General features: G+C 70.8%; 19 protein-coding genes and 1 pseudogene. 7 read left to right on the top strand and 13 right to left on the bottom strand.

Annotated features, from left to right (window positions below):
• On the top strand, window positions 1-336 hold a 336-nt coding region (locus ACWDX9_RS03950; RefSeq protein WP_449948720.1), incomplete at its 5' end, for a LamG domain-containing protein.
• Window positions 337-413: 77 nt separating this feature from the next.
• Here ACWDX9_RS03950 and ilvC read toward each other — a convergent pair.
• From ilvC to ACWDX9_RS03925, 5 genes are all read right to left on the bottom strand, one after another.
• A complete protein-coding gene (gene ilvC / locus ACWDX9_RS03945; RefSeq protein ID WP_355380735.1) occupies window positions 414-1397 on the bottom strand; it encodes a ketol-acid reductoisomerase in 984 nt (327 codons plus the stop codon).
• Window positions 1398-1419: 22 nt separating this feature from the next.
• Window positions 1420-1944 (bottom strand): acetolactate synthase small subunit, encoded by a 525-nt coding sequence (gene ilvN / locus ACWDX9_RS03940; protein WP_387578850.1) that lies wholly within the window; start codon window positions 1942-1944, stop codon window positions 1420-1422.
• A complete protein-coding gene (locus ACWDX9_RS03935) occupies window positions 1937-3676 on the bottom strand; it encodes an acetolactate synthase large subunit (protein ID WP_449948717.1) in 1740 nt (579 codons plus the stop codon). The genes ilvN and ACWDX9_RS03935 overlap by 8 nt, the downstream gene beginning before the upstream one ends.
• Window positions 3677-3881: 205 nt before the next feature.
• Complete coding sequence (locus tag ACWDX9_RS03930) at window positions 3882-6485, bottom strand: putative bifunctional diguanylate cyclase/phosphodiesterase (RefSeq protein WP_449948715.1); 2604 nt, start codon at window positions 6483-6485, stop codon at window positions 3882-3884.
• A gap of 260 nt (window positions 6486-6745) precedes the next feature.
• Entirely contained in the window at window positions 6746-7564 is an 819-nt protein-coding gene (locus ACWDX9_RS03925) for a 2-hydroxyacid dehydrogenase (protein ID WP_449948713.1), read from the bottom strand.
• Between the two features lie 237 nt (window positions 7565-7801).
• Between ACWDX9_RS03925 and ACWDX9_RS03920 the strand changes: the two are divergent.
• Window positions 7802-8866, top strand: a pseudogene (locus ACWDX9_RS03920) (RNA-guided endonuclease InsQ/TnpB family protein); the annotation flags it as partial.
• Between the two features lie 76 nt (window positions 8867-8942).
• Complete coding sequence (locus ACWDX9_RS03915; RefSeq protein ID WP_449948711.1) at window positions 8943-10001, top strand: PQQ-dependent sugar dehydrogenase; 1059 nt, start codon at window positions 8943-8945, stop codon at window positions 9999-10001.
• A gap of 479 nt (window positions 10002-10480) precedes the next feature.
• On the opposite strand, the gene ACWDX9_RS03910 is transcribed toward ACWDX9_RS03915, so the two are convergent.
• From ACWDX9_RS03910 to ACWDX9_RS03900, 3 genes are all read right to left on the bottom strand, one after another.
• Window positions 10481-12466, bottom strand: a complete 1986-nt coding sequence (locus ACWDX9_RS03910) for a VanW family protein (RefSeq protein WP_449948708.1) — start codon at window positions 12464-12466, stop codon at window positions 10481-10483.
• A gap of 92 nt (window positions 12467-12558) precedes the next feature.
• Window positions 12559-13221, bottom strand: a complete 663-nt coding sequence (locus ACWDX9_RS03905) for a response regulator (RefSeq protein WP_350729592.1) — start codon at window positions 13219-13221, stop codon at window positions 12559-12561.
• 61 nt (window positions 13222-13282) lie between these two features.
• A complete protein-coding gene (locus ACWDX9_RS03900) occupies window positions 13283-14875 on the bottom strand; it encodes an ATP-binding protein (protein ID WP_449948706.1) in 1593 nt (530 codons plus the stop codon).
• 183 nt (window positions 14876-15058) lie between these two features.
• Between ACWDX9_RS03900 and ACWDX9_RS03895 the strand changes: the two genes are divergently transcribed.
• Genes ACWDX9_RS03895 through ACWDX9_RS03885 form a run of 3 tightly spaced genes read left to right on the top strand, consistent with a single transcriptional unit; the run spans window position 15059 to window position 18024 of the window.
• The gene (locus ACWDX9_RS03895; RefSeq protein ID WP_449948703.1) at window positions 15059-16030 is read left to right on the top strand and encodes a tripartite tricarboxylate transporter substrate binding protein; all 972 of its coding nucleotides are present in this window, start codon (window positions 15059-15061) and stop codon (window positions 16028-16030) included.
• Window positions 16030-16515, top strand: coding sequence for a tripartite tricarboxylate transporter TctB family protein (locus ACWDX9_RS03890; RefSeq protein ID WP_449948701.1), 486 nt, complete (start codon window positions 16030-16032; stop codon window positions 16513-16515). Before ACWDX9_RS03895 ends, ACWDX9_RS03890 begins: the two co-directional genes overlap by 1 nt.
• Window positions 16516-18024 carry a tripartite tricarboxylate transporter permease gene (locus ACWDX9_RS03885; RefSeq protein ID WP_449948698.1) on the top strand — a complete coding sequence of 503 codons (1509 nt, stop codon included), beginning with the start codon at window positions 16516-16518 and terminating at the stop codon, window positions 18022-18024. It abuts the gene before it with no gap.
• On the opposite strand, the gene ACWDX9_RS03880 is transcribed toward ACWDX9_RS03885, so the two are convergent.
• From ACWDX9_RS03880 to gatC, 4 genes are all read right to left on the bottom strand, one after another.
• Entirely contained in the window at window positions 18008-19369 is a 1362-nt protein-coding gene (locus tag ACWDX9_RS03880; RefSeq protein WP_449948695.1) for an MFS transporter, read from the bottom strand. The two genes, ACWDX9_RS03885 and ACWDX9_RS03880, sit on opposite strands and share 17 nt — an antisense overlap.
• 139 nt (window positions 19370-19508) lie before the next feature.
• Complete coding sequence (gatB, locus tag ACWDX9_RS03875) at window positions 19509-20996, bottom strand: Asp-tRNA(Asn)/Glu-tRNA(Gln) amidotransferase subunit GatB (RefSeq protein WP_350729807.1); 1488 nt, start codon at window positions 20994-20996, stop codon at window positions 19509-19511.
• 2 nt (window positions 20997-20998) lie between these two features.
• Window positions 20999-22489 carry an Asp-tRNA(Asn)/Glu-tRNA(Gln) amidotransferase subunit GatA gene (gene gatA / locus ACWDX9_RS03870; protein WP_449948692.1) on the bottom strand — a complete coding sequence of 497 codons (1491 nt, stop codon included), beginning with the start codon at window positions 22487-22489 and terminating at the stop codon, window positions 20999-21001.
• Window positions 22486-22785 carry an Asp-tRNA(Asn)/Glu-tRNA(Gln) amidotransferase subunit GatC gene (gatC, locus tag ACWDX9_RS03865; protein WP_185068184.1) on the bottom strand — a complete coding sequence of 100 codons (300 nt, stop codon included), beginning with the start codon at window positions 22783-22785 and terminating at the stop codon, window positions 22486-22488. Before gatC ends, gatA begins: the two co-directional genes overlap by 4 nt.
• A gap of 146 nt (window positions 22786-22931) precedes the next feature.
• On the opposite strand from gatC, the gene ACWDX9_RS03860 reads away from it, so the two are divergent.
• Window positions 22932-23426, top strand: a complete 495-nt coding sequence (locus tag ACWDX9_RS03860) for a hypothetical protein (protein ID WP_449948689.1) — start codon at window positions 22932-22934, stop codon at window positions 23424-23426.
• Here ACWDX9_RS03860 and ACWDX9_RS03855 read toward each other — a convergent pair.
• Entirely contained in the window at window positions 23396-25468 is a 2073-nt protein-coding gene (locus ACWDX9_RS03855) for a putative bifunctional diguanylate cyclase/phosphodiesterase (protein ID WP_364264461.1), read from the bottom strand. The genes ACWDX9_RS03860 and ACWDX9_RS03855 overlap by 31 nt on opposite strands.
• Window positions 25469-25891: the final 423 nt, after the last annotated feature.

Below are 25891 nucleotides of genomic sequence, written 5' to 3'. Positions count from 1 at the left end.
CAGCGGTGGACCCTCGGCATGAGGGCCGCCGACACCGACACCGCCGCCCTCGTACGCACCCGCTCCGACGCCATCCCCAACCCCCTGGAATGGACCCACGTCGCCGGCGTCTACGACGCGCTGGCCGGCGAGCTGCGCATCTACATCAACGGCCAGCTCTCGACCACCACCATCACGTCCCACGCGAGCGCGTGGAACGCCACCGGCCCGCTCCAGCTGGGCCGGACCAAGACCGCGGGCGCCTTCACCGGCTACTGGCCGGGGACCGTGGACGACGTCCGCACGTATGACGGCGTGCTGAGCACCGAGCAGATCGCTCAGCTGGCCGCCCAGTAAGACCCGCTCGACACCGCCGGTAATACGACAACGGGTGGGTGGGCCCGAGGCCCACCCACCCGTCATGATCCGGCGTGTTACGCCTTCAGCCAGCTCATCATCGGACGCAGCTTGGCACCCGTCTTCTCGATCGGGTTCTCGGCCAGCTCGTCGCGGTGACGCTGGAACTCCTTCTGGCCGCCGTCGAACTCCTCGACGAGCTGCCGCGCGAAGGTGCCGTCCTGGATCTCGCCCAGGATCCGGCGCATCTCCTGACGGGTCTCGTCGGTGATGACGCGCGGGCCGCGGGTGTAGCCGCCGTACTCGGCCGTGTCGGAGACGGACCAGTACATCTTCGAGATGCCGCCCTCGTACATGAGGTCGACGATCAGCTTCATCTCGTGCAGGCACTCGAAGTAGGCGACCTCGGGCTGGTAGCCCGCCTCGATGAGGGTCTCGAAGCCGGCCTTGATCAGCTCGGACACGCCGCCGCACAGCACGGCCTGCTCGCCGAACAGGTCGGTCTCCGTCTCCTCGGTGAACGTCGTGCGCAGCGCGCCGGCGCGGGTGCCGCCGATGCCCTTCGCGTACGACAGCGCCAGGTCCAGCGCCTTGCCCGAGGCGTCCTTCTCGACGGCCACGAGACACGGCACGCCGCGTCCGGCCTCGAACTGGCGGCGGACGAGGTGGCCGGGGCCCTTGGGGGCGACCATGCACACGTCGACGCCCTCGGGCGCCTCGATGAGGCCGTAGCGGATGTTCAGGCCGTGGCCGAAGAACAGCGCGTCGCCCTCGACCAGGTTGGGGGCGACGTGGTCGGCGTACAGGTGGCGCTGGATGTGGTCCGGCGCGAGGATCATGGTGAGGTTGGCCTCCTCCACCGCCTCCGCCGGGGTGACGACCCGCAGCCCGTCGTTCTCCGCCTTCTCACGGCTCTTGGAGCCCTCCGGCAGGCCGACACGCACGTCCACGCCGGAGTCACGCAGGGAGAGCGCGTGGGCGTGGCCCTGGCTGCCGTACCCCAGCACGGCCACGTGGCGCCCCTGGATGATCGACAGGTCGGCCTGGTCGTCGTAGTAGATCTCGGTCACTTGCTAAAACCTTTCAGGCGGTACGGTCCAGTGCCCTGAGGGACCGGTCGGTGATGGAACGGGCGCCGCGGCCGATGGCCACCATGCCCGACTGAACGAGTTCTTTGATCCCGAACGGCTCGAGGACCTTGACGAACGCCTCGAGCTTGTCGGGGGTGCCGGTGACCTCGATGGTCACGGCGTCGGCGGCCACGTCGACGCAGCGCGCGCGGAAGAGGTTGACCAGCTCCAGCACGTGGGAACGGTTGTCGGCGTCGGCCTTGACCTTGATCAGCATCAGCTCGCGCTGGACGGACTGCGACGGGTCGAGCTCGACGATCTTCAGGACGTTCACCAGCTTGTTGAGCTGCTTGGTGACCTGCTCAAGCGGCAGCTCCTCGACGCTGACCACGATGGTCATGCGCGAAATGTCGTCGTGTTCGGTCGGCCCCACTGCCAGCGAGTCTATGTTGAAGCCCCTTCGGCTGAACAACGCGGACACGCGAGCCAGTACGCCCGGCTTGTTCTCGACAAGCACCGACAGAGTATGCCTACTCATCCTCGTTCTCCCACTTGGGCGCCATGTCACGGGCGATCTTGATGTCGTCGTTGCTGGTGCCCGCCGCGACCATGGGCCAGACCATGGCGTCCTGGTGGACGACGAAGTCGACCACGACGGGCACGTCGTTGATCTCCATGGCCTTCTTGATCACGGCGTCCACGTCCTCGGCACGCTCGCATCGCAGGCCCACACAACCATAGGCCTCGGCCAGCTTGACGAAGTCGGGGATGCGGCGGACCGTCTGCAGGTCGGTGTTGGAGTAGCGCTGGTCGTAGAAGAGCGTCTGCCACTGGCGGACCATGCCGAGGTTGCCGTTGTTGATGACGGCGATCTTGACCGGCACACCCTCCAGAGCGCAGGTGGCCAGCTCCTGGTTGGTCATCTGGAAGCAGCCGTCGCCGTCGATGGCCCACACCGTGGATTCGGGGCGGCCCATCTTGGCGCCCATCGCGGCCGGGACGGCGAAGCCCATGGTGCCGAGGCCGCCGGAGTTGATGAACGTGCCGGGGTTCTCGTAGTCGATGAACTGCGCGGCCCACATCTGGTGCTGCCCGACCCCGGCCACGTAGTACGTGTCGGGCCCGGCGATCGCGCTCAGCCGCTCCATGACGTACTGGGGCGCCAGCGTGCCGTCCTCGTACGTCTCGTAGCCCAGCGGGTACGTCTGCTTGTAGCCGTTGAGCGTCGTCCACCACTCGGTGTAGTCGCCCTTCTGGCCGGACGCCTGGATCACGGCGAGCAGGTCGCCGATGACCTCCTTGCAGTCACCCACGATCGGCACGTCGGCGTGGCGGTTCTTGGAGATCTCCGCCGGGTCGATGTCGGCGTGCACGACCTTGGCGTACGGGGCGAACGACGCCAGGTTGCCGGTCACCCGGTCGTCGAAGCGCACGCCCAGCCCGATGAGCAGGTCGGCCTTCTGCAGCGCGCCCACGGCCGACACGCTGCCGTGCATGCCCGGCATGCCCATGTGCTGCGGGTGGCTGTCGGGGAACGTGCCGCGCGCCATCAGGGTGGTGATGACGGGGATGCCGGTCAGCTCGGCCAGCTGCAGCAGCTCGGCGGAGGCATGCGCCTTGTGGACGCCGCCGCCGACGTACAGGACGGGCCGCTTGGACTCGGCGATCAGCTTGGCGGCCTCGCGGATCTGCTTGGAGTGCGGCCTGGTGACCGGGCGGTAGCCCGGGAGCTGCATGGTCGGGGGCCAGCTGAAGGTGGTGTCGGCCTGCAGCGCGTCCTTGGAGATGTCCACGAGCACCGGGCCGGGACGGCCGGTGGAGGCGATGTGGAAGGCCTCCATGATCGTGCGGGGGATGTCCGCGGGGTCCGTGATCAGGAAGTTGTGCTTCGTGATCGGCATGGTGATGCCGGAGATGTCGGCTTCCTGGAACGCGTCCGTGCCGATGGCCGCGCTGGCCACCTGGCCGGTGATCGCCACGATCGGCACCGAGTCCATGTACGCGTCGGCAATCGGCGTCACCAGGTTGGTGGCACCGGGACCGCTGGTGGCCATGCACACCCCGACCTTGCCGGTCGCCTGCGCGTAGCCCTCGGCCGCGTGACCGGCGCCCTGCTCGTGGCGTACGAGCACGTGCCGGACCTTGGTCGAGTCGTAGAGAGGATCGTAGGCCGGCAGAATGGCACCGCCCGGGATCCCGAACACTGTGTCGACTCCAACGTGCTCCAGCGCCCTCACCAGGGCCTGTGCACCTGTCATCCGTTCGGTCATCGGCTCGTTCCTTGCGTGGCTACTCGCTTAAGGACATAAAAAATGCCCCTTCCCACCGGGACGGCGGGTCTGGGGCGGCGCGCAGGTCGTCGTGCTTCGCTATCGGCCTGCGCGCCGGCGAAGTACTACGAGAATCTCACTGCGAAGCATGACCTACACCATAGCCGCACTGAATGCTTTGGTGCCAACTTCGTGGACACATGTCTCAAACAGTGAGACTCGTACGCATCAACGAGTCGACTCCGCGCGCCGCCATCGGCCGCGCGACCAGGAACCCCTGGCCCTTCGTGCACCCCATCCGCTTGAGCAGATCGAGCTGTTCGGGACGCTCTATCCCCTCTGCCACCACGATAAGCCCGAGGTCGTGGCCGAGCCGGACGATGGTACGGGTGAGCAGGGTCAGCGTGTCGTCATTGCCCAGCCCCGACACGAACGACGGATCGATCTTGATCATGTCCACCGGGAGCTGCCGCAGGAACGCGAGCGACGCGTAACCCGTGCCGAAGTCGTCGATGGCCAGCCGCACCCCGAGCGCCCGCAGCTCCGACAGCCGCTTGATCGTCTCCTCGGCGTCCTCGACCAGCATCTCCTCGATCACCTCAAGGGTGAGCGCGGAGGCCGGCAGCCCGCTCTCGGCCAGCGCCTCCTCGACCGTCTCGACGAACCGCGGCGCGGTGATCTGCCGGGCCGACAGGTTGAGCGACAGGCCGATGTCCCAGGACGAGGCCCGCCAGGCGGCCACCTCGCGGCACGCCTCGCGCAGGATCCACTCCCCCAGCGGCACGATCAGCCCGGTGTCCTCGGCCGGGCCCAGGAACTGCTCGGGCGGCACGAACACCGACCCGCGCCACCACCGCACCAGTGCCTCGACCGAGGTCACCCGCGAGGTGGCCAGGTCGACGATCGGCTGGTACTCGATCGCGAACTGCTGCTCGATCAGCGCCCGCTGCAGGTCGGCGGCCAGCTCCAGCCGGCGCACCACGTCGGCGTGCATCTGCGCGGCGAACACCTCGACCCGCCGCCCGCCCAGCTCTTTGGAGCGCGCCATCGCGACATCCGCGTTACGGATGAGGTCTCCGGCCGGCATGTCGTCCTCGGTGAAGGCCACGCCCACGCTCGCGGTCAGCGCCACGTCGCGGTCGGCGACGCGGAACGGCTCCTGCGAGACCGCGCCTACGAGCCGCTCGGCCAGATCGACCGCGACCTGCGCGTCACCGCCCGTCTCCACGAGCACCGCGAACTCGTCGCCGCCCCACCGGGCGAGCGTGTCGTCGGCGCGTACGGCGCTCCGCAGCCTGCGCGCGGCCTGCCCGAGCAGGTAGTCGCCGCTGGCGTGGCCCACCGAGTCGTTGACCGAGGTGAACCCGTCGAGGTCGAGGAAGATGACCGCGACGTTGGCCGCTCCGGTGCCGGAGGTGCGCCCCGAGAGCACCTCGCGGGTGCGCTCCTCGAAGTAGGAGCGGTTGGGCAGCCCGGTGACGCCGTCGTGGAAGGTCAGGTGGGCGACCTGGTTGCGCAGCGCCTCCTCGTCGCTGACGTCCCTGGTGGTCACCAGCAGCAGCTCGTCGCCGCCGACGTGGCGGGTGGCGACCGACTCGGTGGGCCGCCACGTGCCGTCGGCCGCGCGCACCCGGCAGGCGATCAGGCAGGCGCCGGGCGCGGCGTTGTCCTCGTCGAGGTGCATGGCGCGCAGCGCGACCTGGATGCCGGGGACGTCCTCCGGGTGGATGTAGTCGAAGATCGACCCGCCGACCACGTCGTCGGGGCGGTAGCCGTACGTGACCTCGACCCCGGCGTCGATCTCGCGGACCAGGCCCTCGTAGTCGCAGAGGAACACCACGTCGCCGGTGCTCTGGGCGAGCTCCCTGAGCTGCCGCTCACCGAGCTTGACCAGGCCGCGCAGGCGCATGTTGGTCGCCGAGACGAAGAACAGGCGGACGATCAGCAGCAGCACCACGGAGACCGCGACCACCACGACGCCGGTCACGGGCCGCTCGGCCCCGCCGCCCACCAGGTGGGCGAGCAGCGTGCAGGCGGCCACGGCGACCAGCCCCAGCGGCACCAGCGCGACCACACCTCCCACGGCGGATCTGCCCGCCGCGCTCGGACGCGGCCCCCACGGGATGGCGGCGAGCAGCAGGAACGCGACAGGCGCGAGCATGACGGTCCAGATCTGCGGATCGCCGCCGTCGAGCCTGGCGACGCCGGCCGCCAGGCCCGCCACGGTCATGGTGGCGAGCACGCCCACGCCCGCCAGGCCGAGCGGCCAGGAGGAGGCCCGGCTCGTCAGCACCGACGGGATCACGGCGCACGTCACCAGCAGCGCGATCATCGGCGGCAGCATGACCAGCGTGAACGCCGCCGGGTCCGCCGCGTCGTCGTAGACGTGCCGCAGCGCGGCCACCCAGCCGATCAGGAAGAGCGAGGCGGCGCACAGGTAGGCGTCGGTGACATGCCGTAAAACGACCCTGGCCGGGAATCTGCGGTCGGCGGCGATCAGCGCGCCTCCCGCCGTCACCACGGTGCCGAGCAGCACGAACAGATCGGCGAAACTGACCAGGAAGCTCTCGGCGAACGGGCGCAACGCCACGCCGGCGGCCCAGATGACGGCTCCGCCGCCCATCCAGCGCGCGCCCAGCGCCGTCGGCCGGTGCCCGGCCGACTTCACCGAGGCGAACAGCAGCGAACCGGCCGCGATCAGCGCCGCCAGCCCGCCGGCGACAGCGCCGGTGAGCAAGGCCTCACCGCGTACGCCGAGCGCGGCGGCGAAGGCCACCGCGCCTGCCGCCGCCGCGGCGGTCAGCGGCACCCGTGGATCACGCCAGCGGATCACAGTCGTTGCCCATCCCGTCTCGAACCCTGCACCTGCGACCGCCGAAGCCCGGTCGATCACTTCGCCAGTGTGTGCGCTCGTGGGTGCGCGGGTGGTGACAACGCCGATGTCGTCACCGATCTGATAACCACACAGACCAATTTCCGCCAAGAGATCCTTGACAGCGAGTCAGGACCTCCTCGCAAAGGCCACCGTACGCACCGAAGGTCACGGACCAGCCACTTTCCGGGATCCTCTCAGTACGAGTCGGTGATGACGTTGACCAGCGGTTCGTCTGCGAGATAGCGCAGCAGCTGGGCGCGGATCAGGCGCAGCATGCGCCGCCCCGACGCGGGGGTGCTGCCCGCGACGTGCGGAGTGATCAGGAGGCCCGGAGCGCTCCAGAGGGGGTGGCCCTCGGGCAGCGGCTCGGGCGCGGTCACATCCAGCGCGGCGCGTAGCCTACCGTTTTTGAGCTCCGCGATCAGCGCGTCCGTGTCGACGATCCCGCCCCTGGCGGCGTTGACCAGCACGGCGCCGTCCTTCATCCGCGCCAGGAAAGCCGCGTCGACCATGCCCGCGGTGTCGGCCGTGGCGGGCACGAGCAGCACCACGACGTCCGCCTCCGGCAGCAGGGCGGGCAGCTCGTCCATGGCGTGCACGCCGTCGCGGGTGCTCCTCGCGACCCGTACGACCTCGACCTCGAACCCCTCCAGCCGCCTCTCCAGCGCGGCGCCGATGGAGCCGTAGCCGACGATGAGCACGGTCGAGTCGGCCAGCACGTCGGTGTGGTGGTAGGTCCACTCGCCCCTGCGCTGCGCGTCCACGAACCCGGGGAACTCCCGCAGCACCGCGATCATCGCCCCGACGGCCCACTCGGCGGTCCCGGCGTCGTGCACGCCGCGGGCGTTGCACAGGAGCGCGCCGTCCGGCAGGTGCGGCCGGTACGGCTCCACACCCGCGGTGACGGTCTGCACCAGCCGCAGGGAGCTCATCCTGGCCAGCGTGCCCGGGACGTCCGGCACGGTGACGAGCGGCGGGATCCAGACCTCTACCTCGTCGATCCCTTCCGGCATCGGGGCCGTGCCATCGTAAACAGCACATTCAACCCCAGGCAGGTCGGACAGAACATCAGCCACCGAATCGGACGGAACCCAGGTCTTCATCTGATACCTCCGAGGAGACCCCGCCTTCGGGCGGGAGAGGAATCGGACTCCTGCGGAGCAGTGCAGGAGCAGGCGATTCGCCGCCGGGCGGACCGCCGTCTACGACAATCGAACGATATTTAACTGATCTTGCTATAGCTTGTAAGCGTGGTGCAGCTGGTGAAGCGAGCCTACAAGTACCGCTTCTACCCGACCTCCGAGCAGGCCGGCGAGCTTGCCCGGACGTTCGGCTGCGTGCGCCTGATCTACAACAAGGCCCTGCAAGAGCGGACCCGCGCCTACACCCTGCAAGGCAGACGGGTCTCCTACGTGGAGTCCTCCGCCGCGCTGACGGCGTGGAAGAAGACCCCCGAGCTGGCGTTCCTGAACGAGGTGTCGTCGGTGCCGTTGCAGCAGGCACTGCGCCACCTCCAAGCCGGGTTCGCGAACTTCTTCGCGCGCAGGGCCAAGTACCCGACGTTCAAGAGCAAGAAGAAGGCCCGCGCGAGCGCCGAGTACACCCGCTCGGCGTTCCGCTGGCGTAAGGGCCGGCTCACCCTGGCGAAGATGGACGCGGCCGGTCCAGGCGTCGGTGGGCGTGGACGCGGGCATCACGACGCTGGCCACGCTCTCGACCGGCGAGAAGATCGTCAACCCGCGTCACGAGCGTGCCGACCGGCGCAAGCTGGCCCGTGCTCAGCGATCGCTCGCCCGTAAGGAGAAGGGATCGAACAACCGGGCCAAGGCCCGGCTGCGCGTGGCGAAGGTGTACGCCCGGATCGCCGACCGGCGCCGCGATCATCTGCACAAGGTGACCACACGGCTTGTTCGCGAGAACCAAGTGATCGCCGTGGAAGACCTGACTGTCCGCAACATGGTCAAGAACCGCTCGCTGGCCCGCGCCATCTCGGATGCGGCCTGGCGCGACCTGCGGATCATGCTGGAGTACAAGGCCGCCTGGTACGGGCGCACGCTGGTGGCGGTGGACCGCTGGTTCCCCTCCTCCAAGCTGTGCTCGGCCTGCGGGGCCCTGCAAGAGGCGATGCCGTTGAACATCCGGGAATGGACCTGCGGCTGCGGCGCGGTCCACGACCGGGACGTCAACGCCGCACGCAACGTGCTCGCCGCCGGGCTGGCGGAGAGCTGAAACGCCTGTGGAGCTGGTGTAAGACCTCAACGAGAGTCCTCTCGGGCGGGCGACCGGCAGTGAAGCAGGAAGACCGACCGGCGACGGTTGGAATCCCCCTCGCTTACGGGGGAGAGGAGGTCAAGCCGAGAACCTTACGGCTCCAAGGGAAGTATGGAACACATGAGGAAGCTCTGGACGATCATGCTCATGGCCGTGCTCACCGCCTGTTCCAGCGGCCTGGCCGGCGGCGGGGAGGTGACGCCGACGGCCACCGCGCCGGCCGGGGCCGGGCCGGGAGAGCCCAGGGACGTGGTGACGGGACTGGCGGTGCCGTGGGCGATCACGTTCCTGCCCGGAGGCGACGCGCTGGTCACGGAGCGTGACACGGCCAGGCTGCTTCGCGTGACCCGGGACGGGAAGGTGACCTCGCTGGGCACGATCCCGGGGGTGAGCGCGGCCGGCGAGGGCGGGCTGATGGGGGTGGCGGCAAAGGACCGGCAAATATTCCTTTACTACACCGCGGAACAGGACAACCGGATCGTCCGCTATCAGCTCACCGGCGACCGCCTTGGCGACGAGCGGGTCCTGGTGCGGGGCATCCCCAAGGGCGGGATCCACAACGGGGGACGGCTCGCGTTCGGACCCGACGGGTTCCTGTACGCCTCCACCGGCGAGACCGGCGACGGCCAGCTGGCCCAGCAGCGCGACTCGCTGGGCGGCAAGATCCTCCGCATGACCGTGGACGGGGCGCCCGCGCCCGGCAACCCGTTCGGCACGCTCGTCTACAGCTACGGCCACCGCAACGTCCAGGGGCTGGCCTGGGACCCGTCCGGCCGCCTGTACGCGTCGGAGTTCGGCCAGAACACCTATGACGAGGTGAACCTCATCAAGGCGGGAGGCAACTACGGGTGGCCGGAGGTCGAGGGCCGCAGCGACGACTCGCGCTACGTGAACCCCATCGTCACCTGGTCCACCGACGAGGCCTCGCCGTCGGGGATGGCGTACGCGAACGGCTCGCTGTGGGTGGGGGCGCTGCGCGGGACCCGGCTGTGGCAGGTCCCGCTGGCGGCGGACGGGTCGGCGGGCACGCCCGTCGCCCACTTCACCGGCCGCTACGGCCGCCTCCGCGCCGTCACCGCGGCCCCGGACGGGACGCTGTGGGTCGGCACCAGCAACAAGGACGGGCGCGGCTCCCCACGGCCGGGCGACGACCGCATCCTCTCGGTCCCGCTCTCCTGACCTCGCCTCTGACGCCCCCAGACACGCCCCAGACCCGGGCAAACGCCCCGGGGCCCCCGAGGTACCCGGACCGGAGCCCGGCCCCGCCCACACGCCACACACCGTCCGCGGCGCCCGTGCAGCACGCGGGCGGTGCCGCCGGCTCGGCTGCTGAGGCACGGACCCACGCCCGCCGGCGGGACAGCGCCCACACCGTAGGCGCTTCTCGGCGTTCCCCGGCTTCGGCGAAGGGCCGGGCGGCGGTAGGCGGGTGGCGGTAGGAGAAACGCCGGCTCCGGGCTGCCGCATGACCCCGCGCCCGGGACGGGGATGGGGCGCGCGGCCGCGTCTCGGGGGCCGTCAGGTGGGAGGGGCTTGGCGTGGAAAGCGGCGGGCCGGGCCATGGGAGGGCCCGGCCGCGAAAGGCGCGGGCCCGGACCGTGCGAGGGTCCGGGCCGGGGAAGGGCGTGGGCCGGGGAAGGCCCCGGGACGAGCGGGGATCAGCTGCAGGTGGTCTGCGTCTGGGGCCGGTACTTGGTGGTCAGCTTCTTGTCCTTCTTGACCACCTTGCCGTCCTGGTGGAACACCCGGGTCACGTCGATCGTGAACCCCTGCTCCCCCACCGTCGGCAAGCACCCGGGCGCCGAGCTGGTCTCGGTCCGGAACGGCCGGATGTCCCGCTTCTCGGACGCCACCGCCTCCACCTCGTCGTACCGCTCGGTGCTCCACAAGGTGACCGTCACCGAAGTCTCCGTGAAGGCCGTCTTGATCAGCACGCCGAAGTCGGAGTCGTTGCGCCACTTCAGGTCCGTGTCCGGATAGAGCAGCGCCACGTCCCGCCCGGGCGGGTAGCGAGGGGCGTAGAAATCCATCGGCTGGTGCTCGACCAGGTCGAACCCGCCGAAGAAGGCCGCGTTGTACATGGTCGTGGCGAACTGGGAGACCCCGCCGCCGACGATGCTCACCATCCGACCGCCGACGATCTGCCCCGCCTCGACGTACCCGTCCTCGACGGTGCGCTCGCCCACGACCTCGTTGATCGAGAACGTCTGCCCGGGCTTCACCAGTTGCCCGTCGAGCTCCTGCGCCATGCGCTGGATGTTCTTGACGCGAGGCTGGCCGGCGTCGAACGACGTGGTGAACGTGCCCACCGTCTCCTTGACGCCGAGGTCGCGTACCTGCTCCGTCGTGACGGCGGGGGCGACGGCGCCCAGCCGGACCGGGATCGTCCGGCTGCCGCCCTCGTCGAACAGCCGCTCGGCGTCCCTGGCCAGCAGCTTGTCGTTCACGCCCCGCCCCGTGCGGGCGGGCACCAGGACCGGCTTGCCGTTCACGATGTCGTACGTGGCGTCGCGCGGCTGCTGGGCCGCGTCCACCAGCCGGCTCTCCAGGGCCGCCAGCACCGCCGTGGTGTCGAACTGGGGCGCGAGCCCGCCGGAGCCGTCGGAGGTGTAGGTCAGGTTGGCGGCGATCATGGCCGGGAGGATCTGCGCCTGCTTGTCGCCGACCGTCAGCGTGACGGGCCCGGAGACGGCCTGCTTCGCCTTGGTGAGGGCGGTCGCGACGGCGTCGGCGGTGGTGACGGACTTGGCCGGCCTGAGGGTGAGCACGACGTTGCCGCCGCCCTGCAGGAAGGCGTCGCCGATCCGGCGCACGGCGTCCTCCCGGTCGAGCAGCACGCCGTCCTCGGGCTGGCGGGCCTTCGGCTCCAGCCCGGTGAAGGCCACCCGGCCCTCACGGGGCTTCTTGTCGACGGCCTCGGCCATGCCCTCGACGGTCCTGGCCAGCTGCGAGGAGTCGAGGTTCACCTTCGGCTGGAGCTCGGTCTTGCCGGTGAGGCCCCGCCACACCTCCTGCGGGCTGGGGAACCCGCTGGGCGCCTGGCCGATCGTGCCGACCACGTCGAGTTCGAGACCGGCCTCGTCGGACTGGATGGTCTCCTTGCGGCCGGCGATGTCGACCACGACCGGGCGGCTCAGCCGGGTGGCGAGCTCGTTGCGGAGCTTGTCGGCCGCCTGGGTGACGGTCAGCCCGCCGATGTCGACACCCGAGACCTGGGTGCCGCGCAGGACGGAGCCCGACATGAGCACGGCGGGCACCACGTACGCCAGCGCCGCGAGCAGCACGATGCACACCAGCAGGCCCGGCACGAGGCGGCGCTTGCGTGGCGGCTCGGGCTCGTACGAGGTCGGCCGCTCCGAGGGGGAGCCGAACACGGGCGCGGGCGGGGTCGGCGGCTGCTTGCCGTTCACCGGCCATGGCTGCGCCGGCGGCGCCACAGGGGGCAGCGCACCGCCCGAGGGACCGCCCGGGGCGCTCGGGCCTTGGGCCGGCCGGGGTTCCTGCCTGTCCGTGGGGCCGAAGATGTCCCGGGAGACACCCGGGGGCAGCCCTTCGATCCGCGGCTTCTTGGAGACCCCCGACGCGGGTAACGGCACCGAGGCGAACGGGTCGGTCGGTGATTCGATCGGTCCGGCGTTACGCACGCCTCAATCTCCTCCCGGTCCGCAGCCAAGTCTCAGGCAACAGTAAGGCACGCGGATCCGCATATGTCACGGGAAATGGCTACGGAAGTGTGTCAACCTAGCCACCGGTAGCGATGTTCCGGTCGGCCGGCGGTGCCGTAACGGGGCCGGAACTCGGCCTGCCCGGCCACGCACAGGTATTCGAGATAGCGGCGGACGCTCACCCTCGACAGGCCCGTGAGCTCGGCCGTCTCGGTCGCCGACAGGTCGCGGCCCGCCTCCCGGAGGGTGTCCGCGACCAGTTCGCACGTGGCCGCCGACAGCCCCTTCGGCATCGGCGCGGACGTCTTGGGGCTCCCGAAGAGCCGGTCCACGTCGTCCTGCCGCGCCTCGGGGCCGATGGCGGTCAGGCGCCTGCGGGTGTCGGCGTACTGCTGGAGCCGGTCGGTCAGCGCGGCGGCGGTGAAGGGCTTGATGAGGTAGTTGACGGCGCCGCCGCGCATGGCCTCCCTGACCGTGGGCACGTCGCGGGCGGCGCTGATCATGAGGACGTCCACGCCGTGGAGCTGCTTGAGCACCTCAAGTCCCGACATGTCGGGCAGGTAGATGTCGAGCAGCACGAGGTCCGGCCGCAGCTCGGCCGCCGCGGTGAGCGCGTCGGCCCCGCTGTGCGCGACGGAAACGACCCGGAATCCGGGTACGCGCGCCACGTAGCCGCTGTGGATGCGGGCGACCATGAAGTCGTCGTCCACCACCAGCACCCGGATGTCACTCATGACCGCACCTCCGCCAGGAGCCCGGGCACGCGCACCACTGCCGCGGGTCCCGGCACCGGGATCACGTGCGGGCCTTCGCCGGGAGCAGGGCCGTGAAGACCGCGCCGCCCGAGTTCCGTACACGTACCCAGCCGCCCCGGCGCAGACACGCCTGCCGGGTCAGCGCCAGCCCGAGCCCGCGCGGCCCCGACCGGGCGGCCTTGGTGGTGAACCCCTCCCTGAACACCTCTTCCACCAGGTCGGGCGCGATGCCCGGCCCGGAGTCGCCCACCCGTACGCGCAGCCCGTCGGCGTCGGCCTGCACTGACACCTCGATCGTGCCCTCGGCGCCGTCGAGCGCGTCGATGGCGTTGGCGACCAGGTTGCCGACCACGAGGACCGCGTCCTGCGGGTCGCCGAGCAGGCCCTCGGGCACGGCGGAGTCGTCCGACAGCACGAGCCGGGCGCCCCGCTCGGCCGCCTCGGCGGACTTGGCCAGCAGCAGGGCGGCCAGGGTGGGGTCCTGGACGCGTTCGCGCAGGTCGGTGAGGTAGGTGCCGCCGGTGCTGCGGGTGATGAAGTTGATGGCCGCTTCGTGCTCGCCCAGCTCCAGCAGGCCGACGATGGTGTGCATGCGGTTGGCGAACTCGTGCGCCTGCGCCCGCAGCGCGTCCGTCGCGCTGCTGGTGTCGTGGAGCTCGCGGGCCAGCCGGGTCAGCTCGGTGCGGTCCCGGAGGGTGACGACCCAGCCGCGGTGCTGGCCGCGTACCGAGACCGGGGTGCGGTTGAGCACCAGCACGCGCTCGCCGTGCAGCACGACGCGGTCCTCGCCGGGGTCGGCGCCCCCGAGCACGTCGCGCATGCGCTCGGAAACGGGCATCTGCGTCAGGTCCTCGCCGACGTTGCCCAGGAGCTCGCGGGCGGCGTCGTTGACCAGCGTGACGCGGCCGTTGAGGTCGAGCGCGAGCACGCCCTCCTTGACGCCGTGCAGCACGCCCTCGCGCTGCTCCAGCAGCGCGGCGATCTCGCGCGGCTCCAGCCCGAACGTCTGCCTGCGCACCCGCGCGGTGATCACCGCGGCCAGCGTGAGCCCCGCCAGCAGCACGGCCAGCGCCGTCCAGACCAGCGGCGGGAGCGCGGCGCCGAGCTGGCCGACGACCGTGGTCTCCAGCACGCCGACCGAGACCAGGCCGATCACGCTGCCGTACTCGTCGCGGATGGGGGCCTTGCCCCTGACCGTGGTGCCGATCGTGCCGGTCTCGGTGCCGACCCAGCTCCGGCCCGTCTTGAGCACGGTGGTGCCGTCGGTGGACAGCTGCTTGCCGATCAGCAGGGTGTTGGGATGGGCGTAGCGCTTCTGCTCGGCGTTGGCGATCACGACATAGTCGGCGCCGGTCTCGTGCTGCACGCTCATGGCCAGCGGCTGCAGGACCGTCTCCGGATTCTTCAGTTTGAACGCTTCCCTGACCTGTGGGAGCCCTGCCACGGACTGCGCGATGGCCAGCGCCCGCTGCTGGTGCAGCGAGTCGAGCTGGTCGCGCGTGTGCTCGGCCCACACCCCTGCGGTGCCCCCGACGGCGAGGATCACGATCACCATCTGGAGCACGAACAGCTGGGTTCCGAGGGAGGCGTCGCGGACTCTGCGATGGATCCGCAGCGAAGCGAGGACATCCATCGCAGTCCGCCGAGCGGAGCTCGGCCAAACAGCACGCACGGTGCACATGGAAACAAACGCAGGTCACGGCCAGGTTGCGACCAATACGACCACTACGACGGCAAGCGTGCAAAGCCTCGACGTGGGCGAGCGGGGGCTTCACGATCCCAGTTTTACAACCGTGAAACACCCCCTGGAGTGATCATGCGCTTGCGCGTATTCGCCGCCCTCGCGGCATTCTCCCTCGCCGCGCTGACCGGCTGCGGCCAGTCAGGCACCGGCACGTCCGCCAGCGGCTCCCTGCGGATCATGGCTCCGGCCTCCCCCGGCGGCGGCTGGGACCAGACCTCCCGCATCGCGGAGCAGGCGATCAAGGCCGCCGACTCCAAGCGCAAGGTCGAGGTGTACAACGTGCCCGGCGCGGGCGGCACGATCGGCCTGGCGCAGCTCGCGGGCGAGAAGGGCAACGGCAACCTGCTGATGACCATGGGCCTGGTCATGGTCGGCGCCATCGAGCAGAACAAGTCCAAGGTCACCCTGGCCGAGACCACTCCGATCGCCAAGCTGACCGAGGAGTACGAGATCGTCGTCGTCCCGGCCGAGTCCCCGTACAAGTCGCTCGCCGACATGGTGGCGGCCTGGAAGGCCGACCCGAAGAAGGTGTCGATCTCGGGCGGCTCCGCCGGCGGCACCGACCACATCGTGGCGGGCCTGATGGCCAAGGCCGCGGGCGTGGACCCCAAGCAGGTCAACTACATCGCCCACTCCGGCGGCGGCGAGGCGCTCAACGAGCTGCTCGGCAACAAGGTCAGCGCGGGCATCTCGGGCGTGGCCGAGTTCGCGGAGCACGTGAAGTCCGGCAAGCTGCGCGCCCTCGGCGTGACCTCCGCCGAGCGGATCCCCGGCCTGGACGCGCCCACGCTGAAGGAGGGCGGCCTGGACGTCTCGCTGGCCAACTGGCGCGGCTTCGTCGCCCCCGGCGGCCTGTCCGACGCCGACAAGAAGGCGCTGACCGACCTGGTCACCAAGATGCACGACTCGCAGCCGTGGAAGGACGCGGTGAGCAAGAACGGCTGGATCGACTCGTTCCAGACCGGGCAGCAGTTCACCGACTTCCTGAGCTCCGAGCAGACCCGGGTCAAGGGCATCATCGCCGAGATGGGGCTCGTTTCCTGATGACTCGCTGGTGGCGGCCCGAGCTCGGGCTGGCGGTCGTGGTGCTGGGCCTGGGCGTGCTCGTCGTGATCGGGACGCTGGACGTCTCCGCGGCGGCCTCCCAGCTCGGCATCGGGCCCCGTTTCTTCCCCATGCTGGTGGGCGGCGCCATGGTGCTCATCGGCCTGTTCTACGTGGCCGACGTCATCCGCGGCGGCCACGGTGACCCTGAGGAGAGCGAGGACGTGGACGTGGAGGCGCCCACGGACTGGCGCAGCGTCGGGCTGGTCAGCGGGATCTTCCTGGCGTTCACGGCGCTCCTCAACGTGCTCGGCTGGATCATCGGCGCGAGCCTGCTGTTCTTCGGGCTGTCGCTGGCGCTCGGGGCCGAGCACAAGGCGCGCACGGCCGTGATCTCGGTGGTCGTCGGGCTCGTCACGTACCTGCTGTTCGTCAAGGGCCTCGGCGTGTCGCTGCCGGGCGGGCTGCTGGCGGGGGTGATCTAGGTGGAGTCGCTCCAGCTCCTGCTCGACGGCTTCGCCGCCGCGCTCACCCCCGTCAACCTCCTGTACGCGCTCGTCGGCGTCACGCTCGGCACCCTGGTCGGCGTGCTGCCCGGCATCGGGCCCGCGATGACCGTGGCGCTGCTCCTGCCGATCACGTTCACGGTGCCGCCGGCCAGCGCGTTCATCATGTTCGCGGGCATCTACTACGGCGGCATGTACGGCGGTTCGACCACCTCCATCCTGCTCAACACGCCCGGCGAGTCCTCGTCGATGATCACGGCGCTGGAGGGCAACAAGATGGCCCGGCGCGGCCGGGCGGCGCAGGCGCTGGCCACGGCGGCCATCGGCTCGTTCGTGGCCGGGACGATCGCCACGGCGCTGCTGGTCGTGGCCGCGCCCGCCGTGGTGAGCTTCGCGATCTCGTTCGGCCCCGAGGACTACTTCGCGCTGGCGATCCTGGCCTTCACCGCCGTGTCGTCGGTGCTGTCCCGCTCGGTCGTGCGCGGCCTGGCCTCCCTGGGCCTCGGGCTGGTGATCGGGCTCATCGGCATCGACCAGCAGACCGGCCAGGCCCGGCTCACCATGGGCATCCCGCAGCTGCTCGACGGCATCGACGTCGTGATCGTCGCGGTCGGGCTCTTCGCGCTCGGCGAGGCCCTCTACGTGGCCTCGCGGCTGCGTCACGACATGCCCGAGGTGGTGCCCGTCGGACGGGCGTGGATGGGGCGCGCGGACTGGCGGCGCTCCTGGTTCCCGTGGCTGCGCGGCACGGCGCTGGGCTTCCCGTTCGGCGCGCTGCCCGGCGGCGGGGCAGAGATCCCCACCTTCCTGTCGTACGCGGCCGAGAAGCGGCTGGCGCGCGGACAGGCCCGCGAGGAGTTCGGCAAGGGGGCCATCGAGGGTGTGGCCGGGCCCGAGGCCGCCAACAACGCCTCCGCGGCGGGCACCCTGGTCCCGCTGCTCACGCTGGGCCTGCCCACGTCGGCGACGGCCGCGATCCTGCTGGCCGCCTTCCAGCAGTACGGGCTCCAGCCCGGGCCGCAGCTGTTCGACCACAACCCGGCGCTGGTGTGGGGCATGATCGCGTCGCTGTTCATCGGCAACACGATGCTGCTGGTGCTGAACCTGCCCCTCGCTCCCCTGTGGGCCCGCGTCCTGCGGATCCCCCGCCCGTACCTGTACGCCGGGATCGTCCTGTTCGCCGCCCTCGGCGTCTACGCCCTGAACGGCACCGTCGTGGACCTCGTGGTCCTGTACGTCCTGGGTCTCCTGGGCTACGCCATGCGCCGCTTCGGCCTGCCGGTCGCCCCCGCGGTGATCGGCATGATCCTGGGCCCGATGGCGGAGATCCAGCTCCGCCGGGCCCTGGCGATCGGGGCGGGCGACGTGACGGTCCTCGTGCGCAGCCCGGTCGCCGTGGTGCTGCTGGTCCTGGCCGCCCTGGCGCTGCTCGCGCCGGTGTTCAGGACGCTCTCGGCCCGGCGGCGTACGGTCACGCCGGTCGATTGACGGGCTCACGAGCTGGTTCCGCCGGTGCCACCGGATCGGCGGAACCGCTCGCGGCCCGGCGCCCGAAAGACCGGGGCGCGATCGCCAGCCCGGCCAGCGCCATGACCAGCGTGGCCGCGTACACCGTCCAGTAGCCCGAGTGGGCCGCCGTGAACAGCGCACTGGTGACGGCCACCGCCACCACCGAGAACACCGACTCGCCCACCTGCAGCGCCGAGCTGTTCCTGCCCTGCTCGCCGGGCGCCGACAGCTCCAGCGTCAGCACCGACAGCGTCGGGTAGAGCAGGCCGATCCCGAAGCCGGTGATGATCCACGCCGGGTAGGCCAGCGCCACCGGCACCGCGGTGAACGTCACCGTGCCCATGAGCAGGATGCCCAGCGCCAGCATGGCCGAGCCCAGCCGCAGGTTCGTCACCTGGCTGAAGATCTCGCGGCCCTGCAGCCACGAGGCGAACGACCAGGTCAGAGAGCCTCCCATGAGCACGAGGCCGGCCGCCAGCGTCGACAGGCCGCGCGCCTGGATCAGCATGAGCGGCACGATCACCTCGGCCGCGAAGAACGCGCCGGAGGCCAGGCCGCGCAGCCCGACCACGGACGGCAGCCCGCGGGCGGCGCGCAGCGTACCGGCGGGAAGCAGCCTGGGCAGCGCCACGAGCAGCACCGCCAGGCCCGCGACCAGCAGCACGAGCCGCCCGTCGCTGCCGTACTGCATGAGCCCGGCGCCCACGGCCGTCACGACCGCCCAGCCGATCTTCCCCAGCAGGCCCGGCTCGGACTCGCTCTGCCCACCGGCCAAAGGCTGACCCGCCAGCCCGCGCAGCAGCACCAGGCCCCCCGCCACGGTCAGCATCGGCACCAGCAGGAACACCCAGCGCCACCCGAGCGTCTCGGTCACCACCCCCACGATCGCCGGCCCCGCCATCGAGGGCACCACCCACGCGGTCGCGAAGAGGGAGAAGATCCGCGGATGCAGCTCCTCGGGATAGACCCGGGCCACCACGACATAGAGCGCCACGCTGACCAGCGCGCCGCCGAACCCCTGCAGGAACCGGCCCGCGATCAGCACCTCCATGCTCGGCGCCAGCCCCGCCACCGTCAGACCGCCGACAAACCCCGCCACCCCGGTCCACAGGGGCGCCAGGGGGCCGCGTACGTCCGCCCACCGGCCGCCGAGCACGGTGCCCACCACGCTGGCCGCCATCGCCCCGCTGAACGCCAGACCGTAGAGCTCCAGCCCGCCGAGCTCCTTGGCCACGACCGGCATGGCGATCGCGACCGCCATGTACTCGAAGGCCACCAGCGACACCATCGCCACCAGGCCCGCCGTCAACGCTTTTCTCTTCATGCCTCGAACGCTACGAAGCCCCGCCGCCCGGCGCCTCCAGCGCCGGTCCTAGCCGGCCCCGGCAATTGGGCCTAGGACCCCGCGCCAAGGCCGAGGGCCCCGCCGTCGGAACGGCGAGGCCCTCATCGTTCTGCCGGCGCTATTCGGAGACGCCCAGCTTCTCCAGGATCAGCTGGCGGGCGCGGGCCGCGTCGGCCTTGCCCCTGCTCGCCTTCATGACGCCGCCCACCAGGGCGCCGGCCGCGGCGATCTTGCCGGACCTGACCTTCTCGGCCGCGTCGGCGTTGGCGGCCAGCACCTGGTCGATGATGGCCAGCAGCTCGCCCTCGTCGCTGACGATCTGCAGGCCGCGCTTCTCGACGACCTCGTCCGGCGTGCCCTCACCGGCCAGCACGCCTTCGAGCACCTCGCGCGCCAGCTTGTCGTTGAGCGCGCCGGAGGCCACCAGCTCGGTCACCCTGGCGATCTGCGCCGGGGTGATGGGCAGGTCGGCCAGCGCGGCGCCGGTCTCGTTGGCGCGCCTGGCCAGCTCGCCCATCCACCACTTGCGCGCGTCCGCCGCCGGGGCGCCCGCCGCGACCGTGGCCTCGACCAGGTCGAACGCATCGGCGTTGTGCATGGCCTGCATGTCGAGGTCGGACAGCCCCCACTCGGCCTGCAGCCGCTTGCGCCTGACCGACGGCAGCTCGGGCAGGGCCGCCTTCAGCTCCGCCACCCAGGCGGTGTCGGGCGCGATCGGCACCAGGTCGGGCTCGGGGAAGTAGCGGTAGTCCTGCGCCTCCTCCTTGGACCTGCCGGACGTGGTGGTGCCGGTGTCCTCGTGGAAGTGCCGGGTCTCCTGAATGATCTTCCCGCCGTCGGCCAGGACGGCCGCCTGACGCTCGATCTCGCTCCGCACGGACCGCTCGACGCTGCGCAGCGAGTTGACGTTCTTGGTCTCCGTACGGGTGCCCCACTCGGAGGAGCCGCGCGGCATGAGCGACACGTTGACGTCGCACCGCAGCGAGCCCTCCTCCATGCGCACGTCGGAGACGCCGAGGGAGCGCATGATCTCGCGCAGCTCGGTGACGTACGCCTTGGCCACCTCGGGCGCGAGCCGGTCGGTGCCCGGGATGGGCTTGGTCACGATCTCGACCAGCGGGATGCCGGCGCGGTTGTAGTCGACGATCGAGTAGTCGGCCCCGTGGATGCGCCCGGTCGCGCCGCCCACGTGGGTGGACTTGCCGGTGTCCTCCTCCAGGTGCACCCGCTCGATCCCGATCCGCACGATCTGCCCCTCGACCTCGACGTCAAGGTAGCCGTCGAAACAGAGCGGCTCGTCGTACTGCGAGATCTGGTAGTTCTTCGGCATGTCCGGATAGAAGTAGTTCTTCCGGGCGAAGCGGCACCACTCGGCGATCGAGCAGTTCAGCGCCAGGCCGATGCGGATGGTCGACTCGATGGCCGCGGCGTTGGCCACCGGCAGCGACCCGGGCAGCGCCAGGCAGGTCGGGCAGACCTGCGTGTTGGGCGGGGCGCCGAAGGCGGTCTTGCAGCCGCAGAACATCTTCGACCTGGTGCCCAGCTCGACGTGCGTCTCCAGGCCCAGCACCGGCTCGAACCGGTCGAGCGCTTCGTCATAGACCATGGTCATAGCGACGGGGCCTCCTTCAGCAGCGGGCCGCCCCAGCGGCTCTCCAGGGCCTTCTCTACGGCCGCACCGACGCGGTAGCAGCGGTCGTCGGCCAGGACCGGCGCCATGATCTGCAGGCCGACCGGCAGGTTGTCCTCGTCGGCCAGGCCGACCGGCACCGACATGGCCGCGTTGCCCGCCAGGTTGGACGGGATGGTGCACAGGTCGGCGAGGTACATCGCGATCGGGTCGTCGGCGCGCTCGCCGATCCCGAAAGCCGTGGTCGGCGTGGTCGGCGACACCAGCACGTCGACCTGCTGGTAGGCGGCCTCGAACTCGCGGGAGATGACCGTGCGCACCTTCTGCGCCTGGCCGTAGTAGGCGTCGTAGTAGCCGCTCGACAGCGCGTACGTGCCGAGCATGATGCGCCGCTTGACCTCGGCGCCGAACCCGGCGGCCCTGGTCAGCGCCATGACCTCCTCGGCGCTGCGGGTGCCGTCGTCGCCGACGCGCAGGCCGTAGCGCATGGCGTCGAAGCGCGCCAGGTTGGACGAGCACTCCGACGGCGCGATCAGGTAGTAGGCGGGCAGCGCGGTCGTGAACGACGGGCAGGAGACCTCGACGACCTTGGCCCCGAGCGACTCCAGGAGCTGCACGGCCTCGTGGTAGCGGGCCAGCACGCCGGCCTGGTAGCCCTCGCCGGCGAACTCCTTGACGACGCCGATCCGCATGCCGGCGATGTCGGGGTTCTTCGCGGCCTCGACCACGCTCGGCACGGCCGCGTCGATCGAGGTGGAGTCCATCGGGTCGTGCCCGGAGAACGCCTCGTGCAGCAGCGCCGCGTCGAGCACGTTGCGGGCGAACGGGCCCGGCGTGTCGAGCGAGCTGGCGAACGCGATGAGCCCGTAACGGGACGAGCCACCATAAGTGGGCTTCATGCCCACGATGCCGGTCACCGAGGCCGGCTGCCGGATGGAGCCGCCCGTGTCGGTGCCCGTGGACAGCGGCGCCTCGTACGCGGCCACGGCGGCGCTGGAGCCGCCCGACGAGCCGCCCGGCACCTTCGTCAGGTCCCACGGGTTGTGGGTGACCTGGTACGCCGAGTTTTCCGTGGAGGAGCCCATGGCGAACTCGTCGAGGTTGGTCTTGCCCAGGAAGACCAGCCCCGCCTCGCGCAGCCGCGCGGTGACGGTCGCGTCGTACGGCGGGCGCCAGCCCTCGAGGATCTTGGACGCGGCCGTGGTCGGCATGTCGCGCGTGGTGAAGATGTCCTTGTGCGCGATCGGCACGCCGGCCAGCGGGCCGAGCTTCTCGCCCGCCCTCAGCCTGGCGTCGACGGCCCGCGCCTGCTCCAGCGTCGTCTCGCGATCGATGTGGAGGAACGCCTGGACCTTGGGCTCGACCTCGGCCATGCGGTCGAGGTGCGCCTCGGCCACCTCGACGGCCGACACCTCGCCGCCGGCGATCATCGATCCCAGCTCGGCGGCGGTCTTGCGGATCAGACTCATGCCTCCTCCCCGAGGATGCGCGGCACCCGGAAGCGGTCGTCCTCGACGGCGGGCGCGCCGGAGAGCGCCTGCTCGGGCGTCAGGCACTGTCGTACCTCGTCGGCACGGAAGACATTGGTCAGCGGAAGCGCGTGCGACGATGGCGGCACGTCCTCGGCGGCGACCTCGGCGACCTTCGCAACCGCTTCGATGATGGCATCGAGCTGGGTGGCGTAGTGGTCGAGTTCGTCGTCGGTGAGCGCCAGCCTGGACAACCGGGCCAGGTGTGCGACCTCGTCGCGGGTTATGGCGGACATGAGTCGTGTAACCCGTTTCGTGGATGGAGTCTTTGGACAATGCCATCCTAGGGGGCTTGACGTGGCAGCCCCGAACCGATTAACCGCCCCGAAACGAACCTCACCCTGCTCCCGCTCGTTATCCGCTTGGGGACAGGGGGTCGGCTGTGGAGCGGAACGGCTGCGGCGCGGGATGCCTGGTGGTGCTCATCGTGCTGACGATGCCTCTGGTGCTCGTCGCCGGAGTGCTGCTGGCGGTCGCCACCGTGTCCGCCGCCCGGCTGGAGTACCGCGCCGCGCACGGCGAGGGCACGATGGGCACCTTCACGGCGACGGGCCTGGACTGCTCTGGCCGCGGCCCCTGCCGCTGGGAGGGCGTCTTCGAGTCCCCCGTACGGATCCGGCAGGACGCCTGGATCTACGGGTACGAGCCCCTCGACCTGTCCGAGGGCGACCGCGTGCCCGCCCTGGACGCGGGGCACGACGTCAAGGTGTTCCGTCCTGGCTCCTACGACTGGCCCGGCGTGCTGCTGCTGTCGGCCCTCTCGCTCGCCACCCTGCTCCTGCCCGCCTACCTGCTCCGGCGCGTCCTGCGGAAGCGCCCGCCAGTCCTGTGGAAGCGCCCGCCGGATCAGGCCGATCGGCTGACCTCGGGCTGGTAGCCGTACTCGATCCCGGGCCCCGCGCCGGTGTGCTCCCTGAGCCAGACCGTGGCGTCGGCGGCGGCCATGGGCCGCCCGAACAGCCACCCCTGCCCCATGTCGCACCCCATCTCGTCCAGCCGCATCGCGACCTCGTCCGACTCCACACCCTCCGCGACCGAGCGCAGGCCGAGCGAGCGGACCAGGTCCACGATCGAGCGGACGATCCGGTAGTCGTCCTCCGACTCGGCGATCCGGCGTACGAACGAGGCGTCGATCTTGACCTCGGACACCGCCAGGCGCTGGAGCCGGATCAGCGACGAGTAACCCGTGCCGAAGTCGTCGAGCGCCAGCGGCACGCCCAGCGCGGCCAGCGCCTTGATGGTCTCGTGGGTGTAGGCCTGGTCACCCGTCAGGATGCGCTCGGTCACCTCCAGCTGGATGGCCCCCGGCGGGAGCCCGGAGGCGGCCAGGCCGACCTCCAGCTGCTCCGGCAGGGCCGAGTCGAGCAGGTCGCGGGCCGAGATGTTGACGGAGATCTGCACTTGCAGCCCCGTGTGCCACCAGCGGGCCGCCTGTTCCAGCGCCGCCTCGATGACGTACGCCGTGAGGGGCCGCATCAGGTACGACTGCTCCGCCAGCGGCACGAACTCCGACGGCGGGATCATCCCGTGCACCGGATGACGCCACCGCAGCAGCGCCTCGACGCCCTGGACGGCGCCGGTGCCGAGGCTGACCTTGGGCTGGAAGTGCAGCCGCAGCTCGCGGCTGTCGATGGCACGGCGCAGGTCGCCGAGGAGATTGAGGCGTTCGGGAGAGTTGCGGTCCTTGTCGGGCTGGTAGAGCTCGACCCCGGTCCGCGCCTCCTTCGCCAGGTACATGGCCACGTCGGCCCGTTGCAGCAGCAGCTCGAAATCGGGGGCGTGGTCCGGATAGAGCGCGATCCCGACGGAACCGTCCACGTCGAAGGTCATGCCCTCCAGCCGGACCGGCTCGGTCAGCGCCGCCCGCAGCCGGGCCGCGACCTCCCTGGCCGCGTGGGCGTCCCTGATCGAGGGCAGCAGCACGGCGAACTCGTCACCGCCCAGCCGTGCCACGACGTCGCCGGGGCGTACGGAATGGGTGAGCCGGTGCGCCACCGTCTGCAGCAGCCGGTCGCCCACCGGATGCCCCATCGTGTCGTTGACCTCCTTGAACCGGTCGAGGTCGAGGAGGAACAGGCCCACCCGCTCGTCGTGCCGGGCCTCGGCCAGCGCCTCCTCCGTGCTGACGATGAGCATCTTGCGGTTGGGCAGGCCGGTCAGCTCGTCGTGCAGGGCCTGATGGTCACGGCGCATCGAGAGCGTGGCGGTGAAGTAGACGGCGGCCAGCGGGGCGACGAAAAGGGGCACCATGCCGGGCGAGTGCTCCATGGCCACGACGACCAGGGGTGCCAGGCCGAGCAGCCCGACGTACACGAGGCTCTGCGGGACGACCGTGACCCTGAACACCCGCATGATCGAGCGCCGCTCGTGCAACGCGACCGCGCCGCACACGAGAGCCGCCCTGGTGGCGAAGTACGCGACCCCGGCCAGCGCGATCGCCGGCAGGTCCGACCCGTCCGGCACCCACGGCACGGCCGGGCTCGGCGCGATCCCGAACACCCCCATCACCACGGCCGCCGCCGTGAGCGCGAGCGTCGACTGCGCGATGTTGAACATGACCCGATGCCACGCCTTACGCGTCACCACCCCGTTCATGGCGACGGCGACGGCCTGCATGAGCACCGCGACGGGCAGCCCGAAGTGCAGGAGCACGGCGAAGGTGAACATGGTGGAGGGGTACGTGCCACCCACAGAGGCGGCGGACGACACCATCACGGGCCTCAGCTCGCCCAGGATCACCAGCACCGACAGCGCCCAGAACAGCGGCGTGCGGGCGAGCTCCACCAGCCCGACGGCGTCCAGCCTCAGCATGGCCACCACGAGCGCGGTGAAGCCGATCACGGTTACGCCCGCGAGGAACGCCCAGAGCGGCGAGCCGACGCGTGGTCCGGTGTCGCGGGTGTCGGTTGGGTCAGTCATCGGTAACAGAACCCCCATTAGGTCACTATGGGAGGGTACGACCTTCACCCCACTTCGCGAAACCAAGCGCGTACGTTCCGTCACTTCTCCTTTCCGACATATACCCAAAAACCACCCTCGGTAGCAAGCCGCCTACCCTCGCCGCACAACCGACCTCCGGCCCCGCCACCGACGACGGCCCCACCCCCACGCCGCCCAGCCCGCCCCACTCCACCCGACGCGCATCCCACGCCCGGCCAGGCAGCGCACACCAAAGCGGCCGGGCTCCACACATCAGCGCCGAACTCCACCGCACCACACCCCGCCGACGCGGCGCCCAAGACCTCGTGGTGCGGCACGCCAAGATGCGACGCGCTAGGCCACCGCAATGCCGCACCCCGCGACGCAGCGCCGCCCTGCCGCTCCACCCACTCCCGCGCGCTG

The organism is Nonomuraea sp. NPDC003201 (genome assembly GCF_053590415.1).
The sequence above is the reverse complement of the archived record's forward strand: the minus strand, read 5'-3'. Positions and strand labels throughout refer to the sequence as shown.

What these genes read in the sequence shown, in the direction of transcription:
- ilvN (WP_387578850.1), bottom strand. Translation starts at nt 1,944, where the DNA reads ATGAGTAGGCATACTCTGTCGGTGCTTGTCGAGAACAAGCCGGGCGTA.
- ACWDX9_RS03935 (WP_449948717.1), bottom strand. Translation starts at nt 3,676, where the DNA reads ATGACCGAACGGATGACAGGTGCACAGGCCCTGGTGAGGGCGCTGGAG.
- ACWDX9_RS03925 (WP_449948713.1), bottom strand. Translation starts at nt 7,564, where the DNA reads ATGCCGGAAGGGATCGACGAGGTAGAGGTCTGGATCCCGCCGCTCGTC.
- ACWDX9_RS03915 (WP_449948711.1), top strand. Translation starts at nt 8,943, where the DNA reads ATGAGGAAGCTCTGGACGATCATGCTCATGGCCGTGCTCACCGCCTGT.
- ACWDX9_RS03905 (WP_350729592.1), bottom strand. Translation starts at nt 13,221, where the DNA reads ATGAGTGACATCCGGGTGCTGGTGGTGGACGACGACTTCATGGTCGCC.
- ACWDX9_RS03900 (WP_449948706.1), bottom strand. Translation starts at nt 14,875, where the DNA reads ATGGATGTCCTCGCTTCGCTGCGGATCCATCGCAGAGTCCGCGACGCC.
- ACWDX9_RS03895 (WP_449948703.1), top strand. Translation starts at nt 15,059, where the DNA reads ATGCGCTTGCGCGTATTCGCCGCCCTCGCGGCATTCTCCCTCGCCGCG.
- ACWDX9_RS03890 (WP_449948701.1), top strand. Translation starts at nt 16,030, where the DNA reads ATGACTCGCTGGTGGCGGCCCGAGCTCGGGCTGGCGGTCGTGGTGCTG.
- ACWDX9_RS03880 (WP_449948695.1), bottom strand. Translation starts at nt 19,369, where the DNA reads ATGAAGAGAAAAGCGTTGACGGCGGGCCTGGTGGCGATGGTGTCGCTG.
- gatB (WP_350729807.1), bottom strand. Translation starts at nt 20,996, where the DNA reads ATGGTCTATGACGAAGCGCTCGACCGGTTCGAGCCGGTGCTGGGCCTG.
- gatA (WP_449948692.1), bottom strand. Translation starts at nt 22,489, where the DNA reads ATGAGTCTGATCCGCAAGACCGCCGCCGAGCTGGGATCGATGATCGCC.
- gatC (WP_185068184.1), bottom strand. Translation starts at nt 22,785, where the DNA reads ATGTCCGCCATAACCCGCGACGAGGTCGCACACCTGGCCCGGTTGTCC.
- ACWDX9_RS03855 (WP_364264461.1), bottom strand. Translation starts at nt 25,468, where the DNA reads ATGACTGACCCAACCGACACCCGCGACACCGGACCACGCGTCGGCTCG.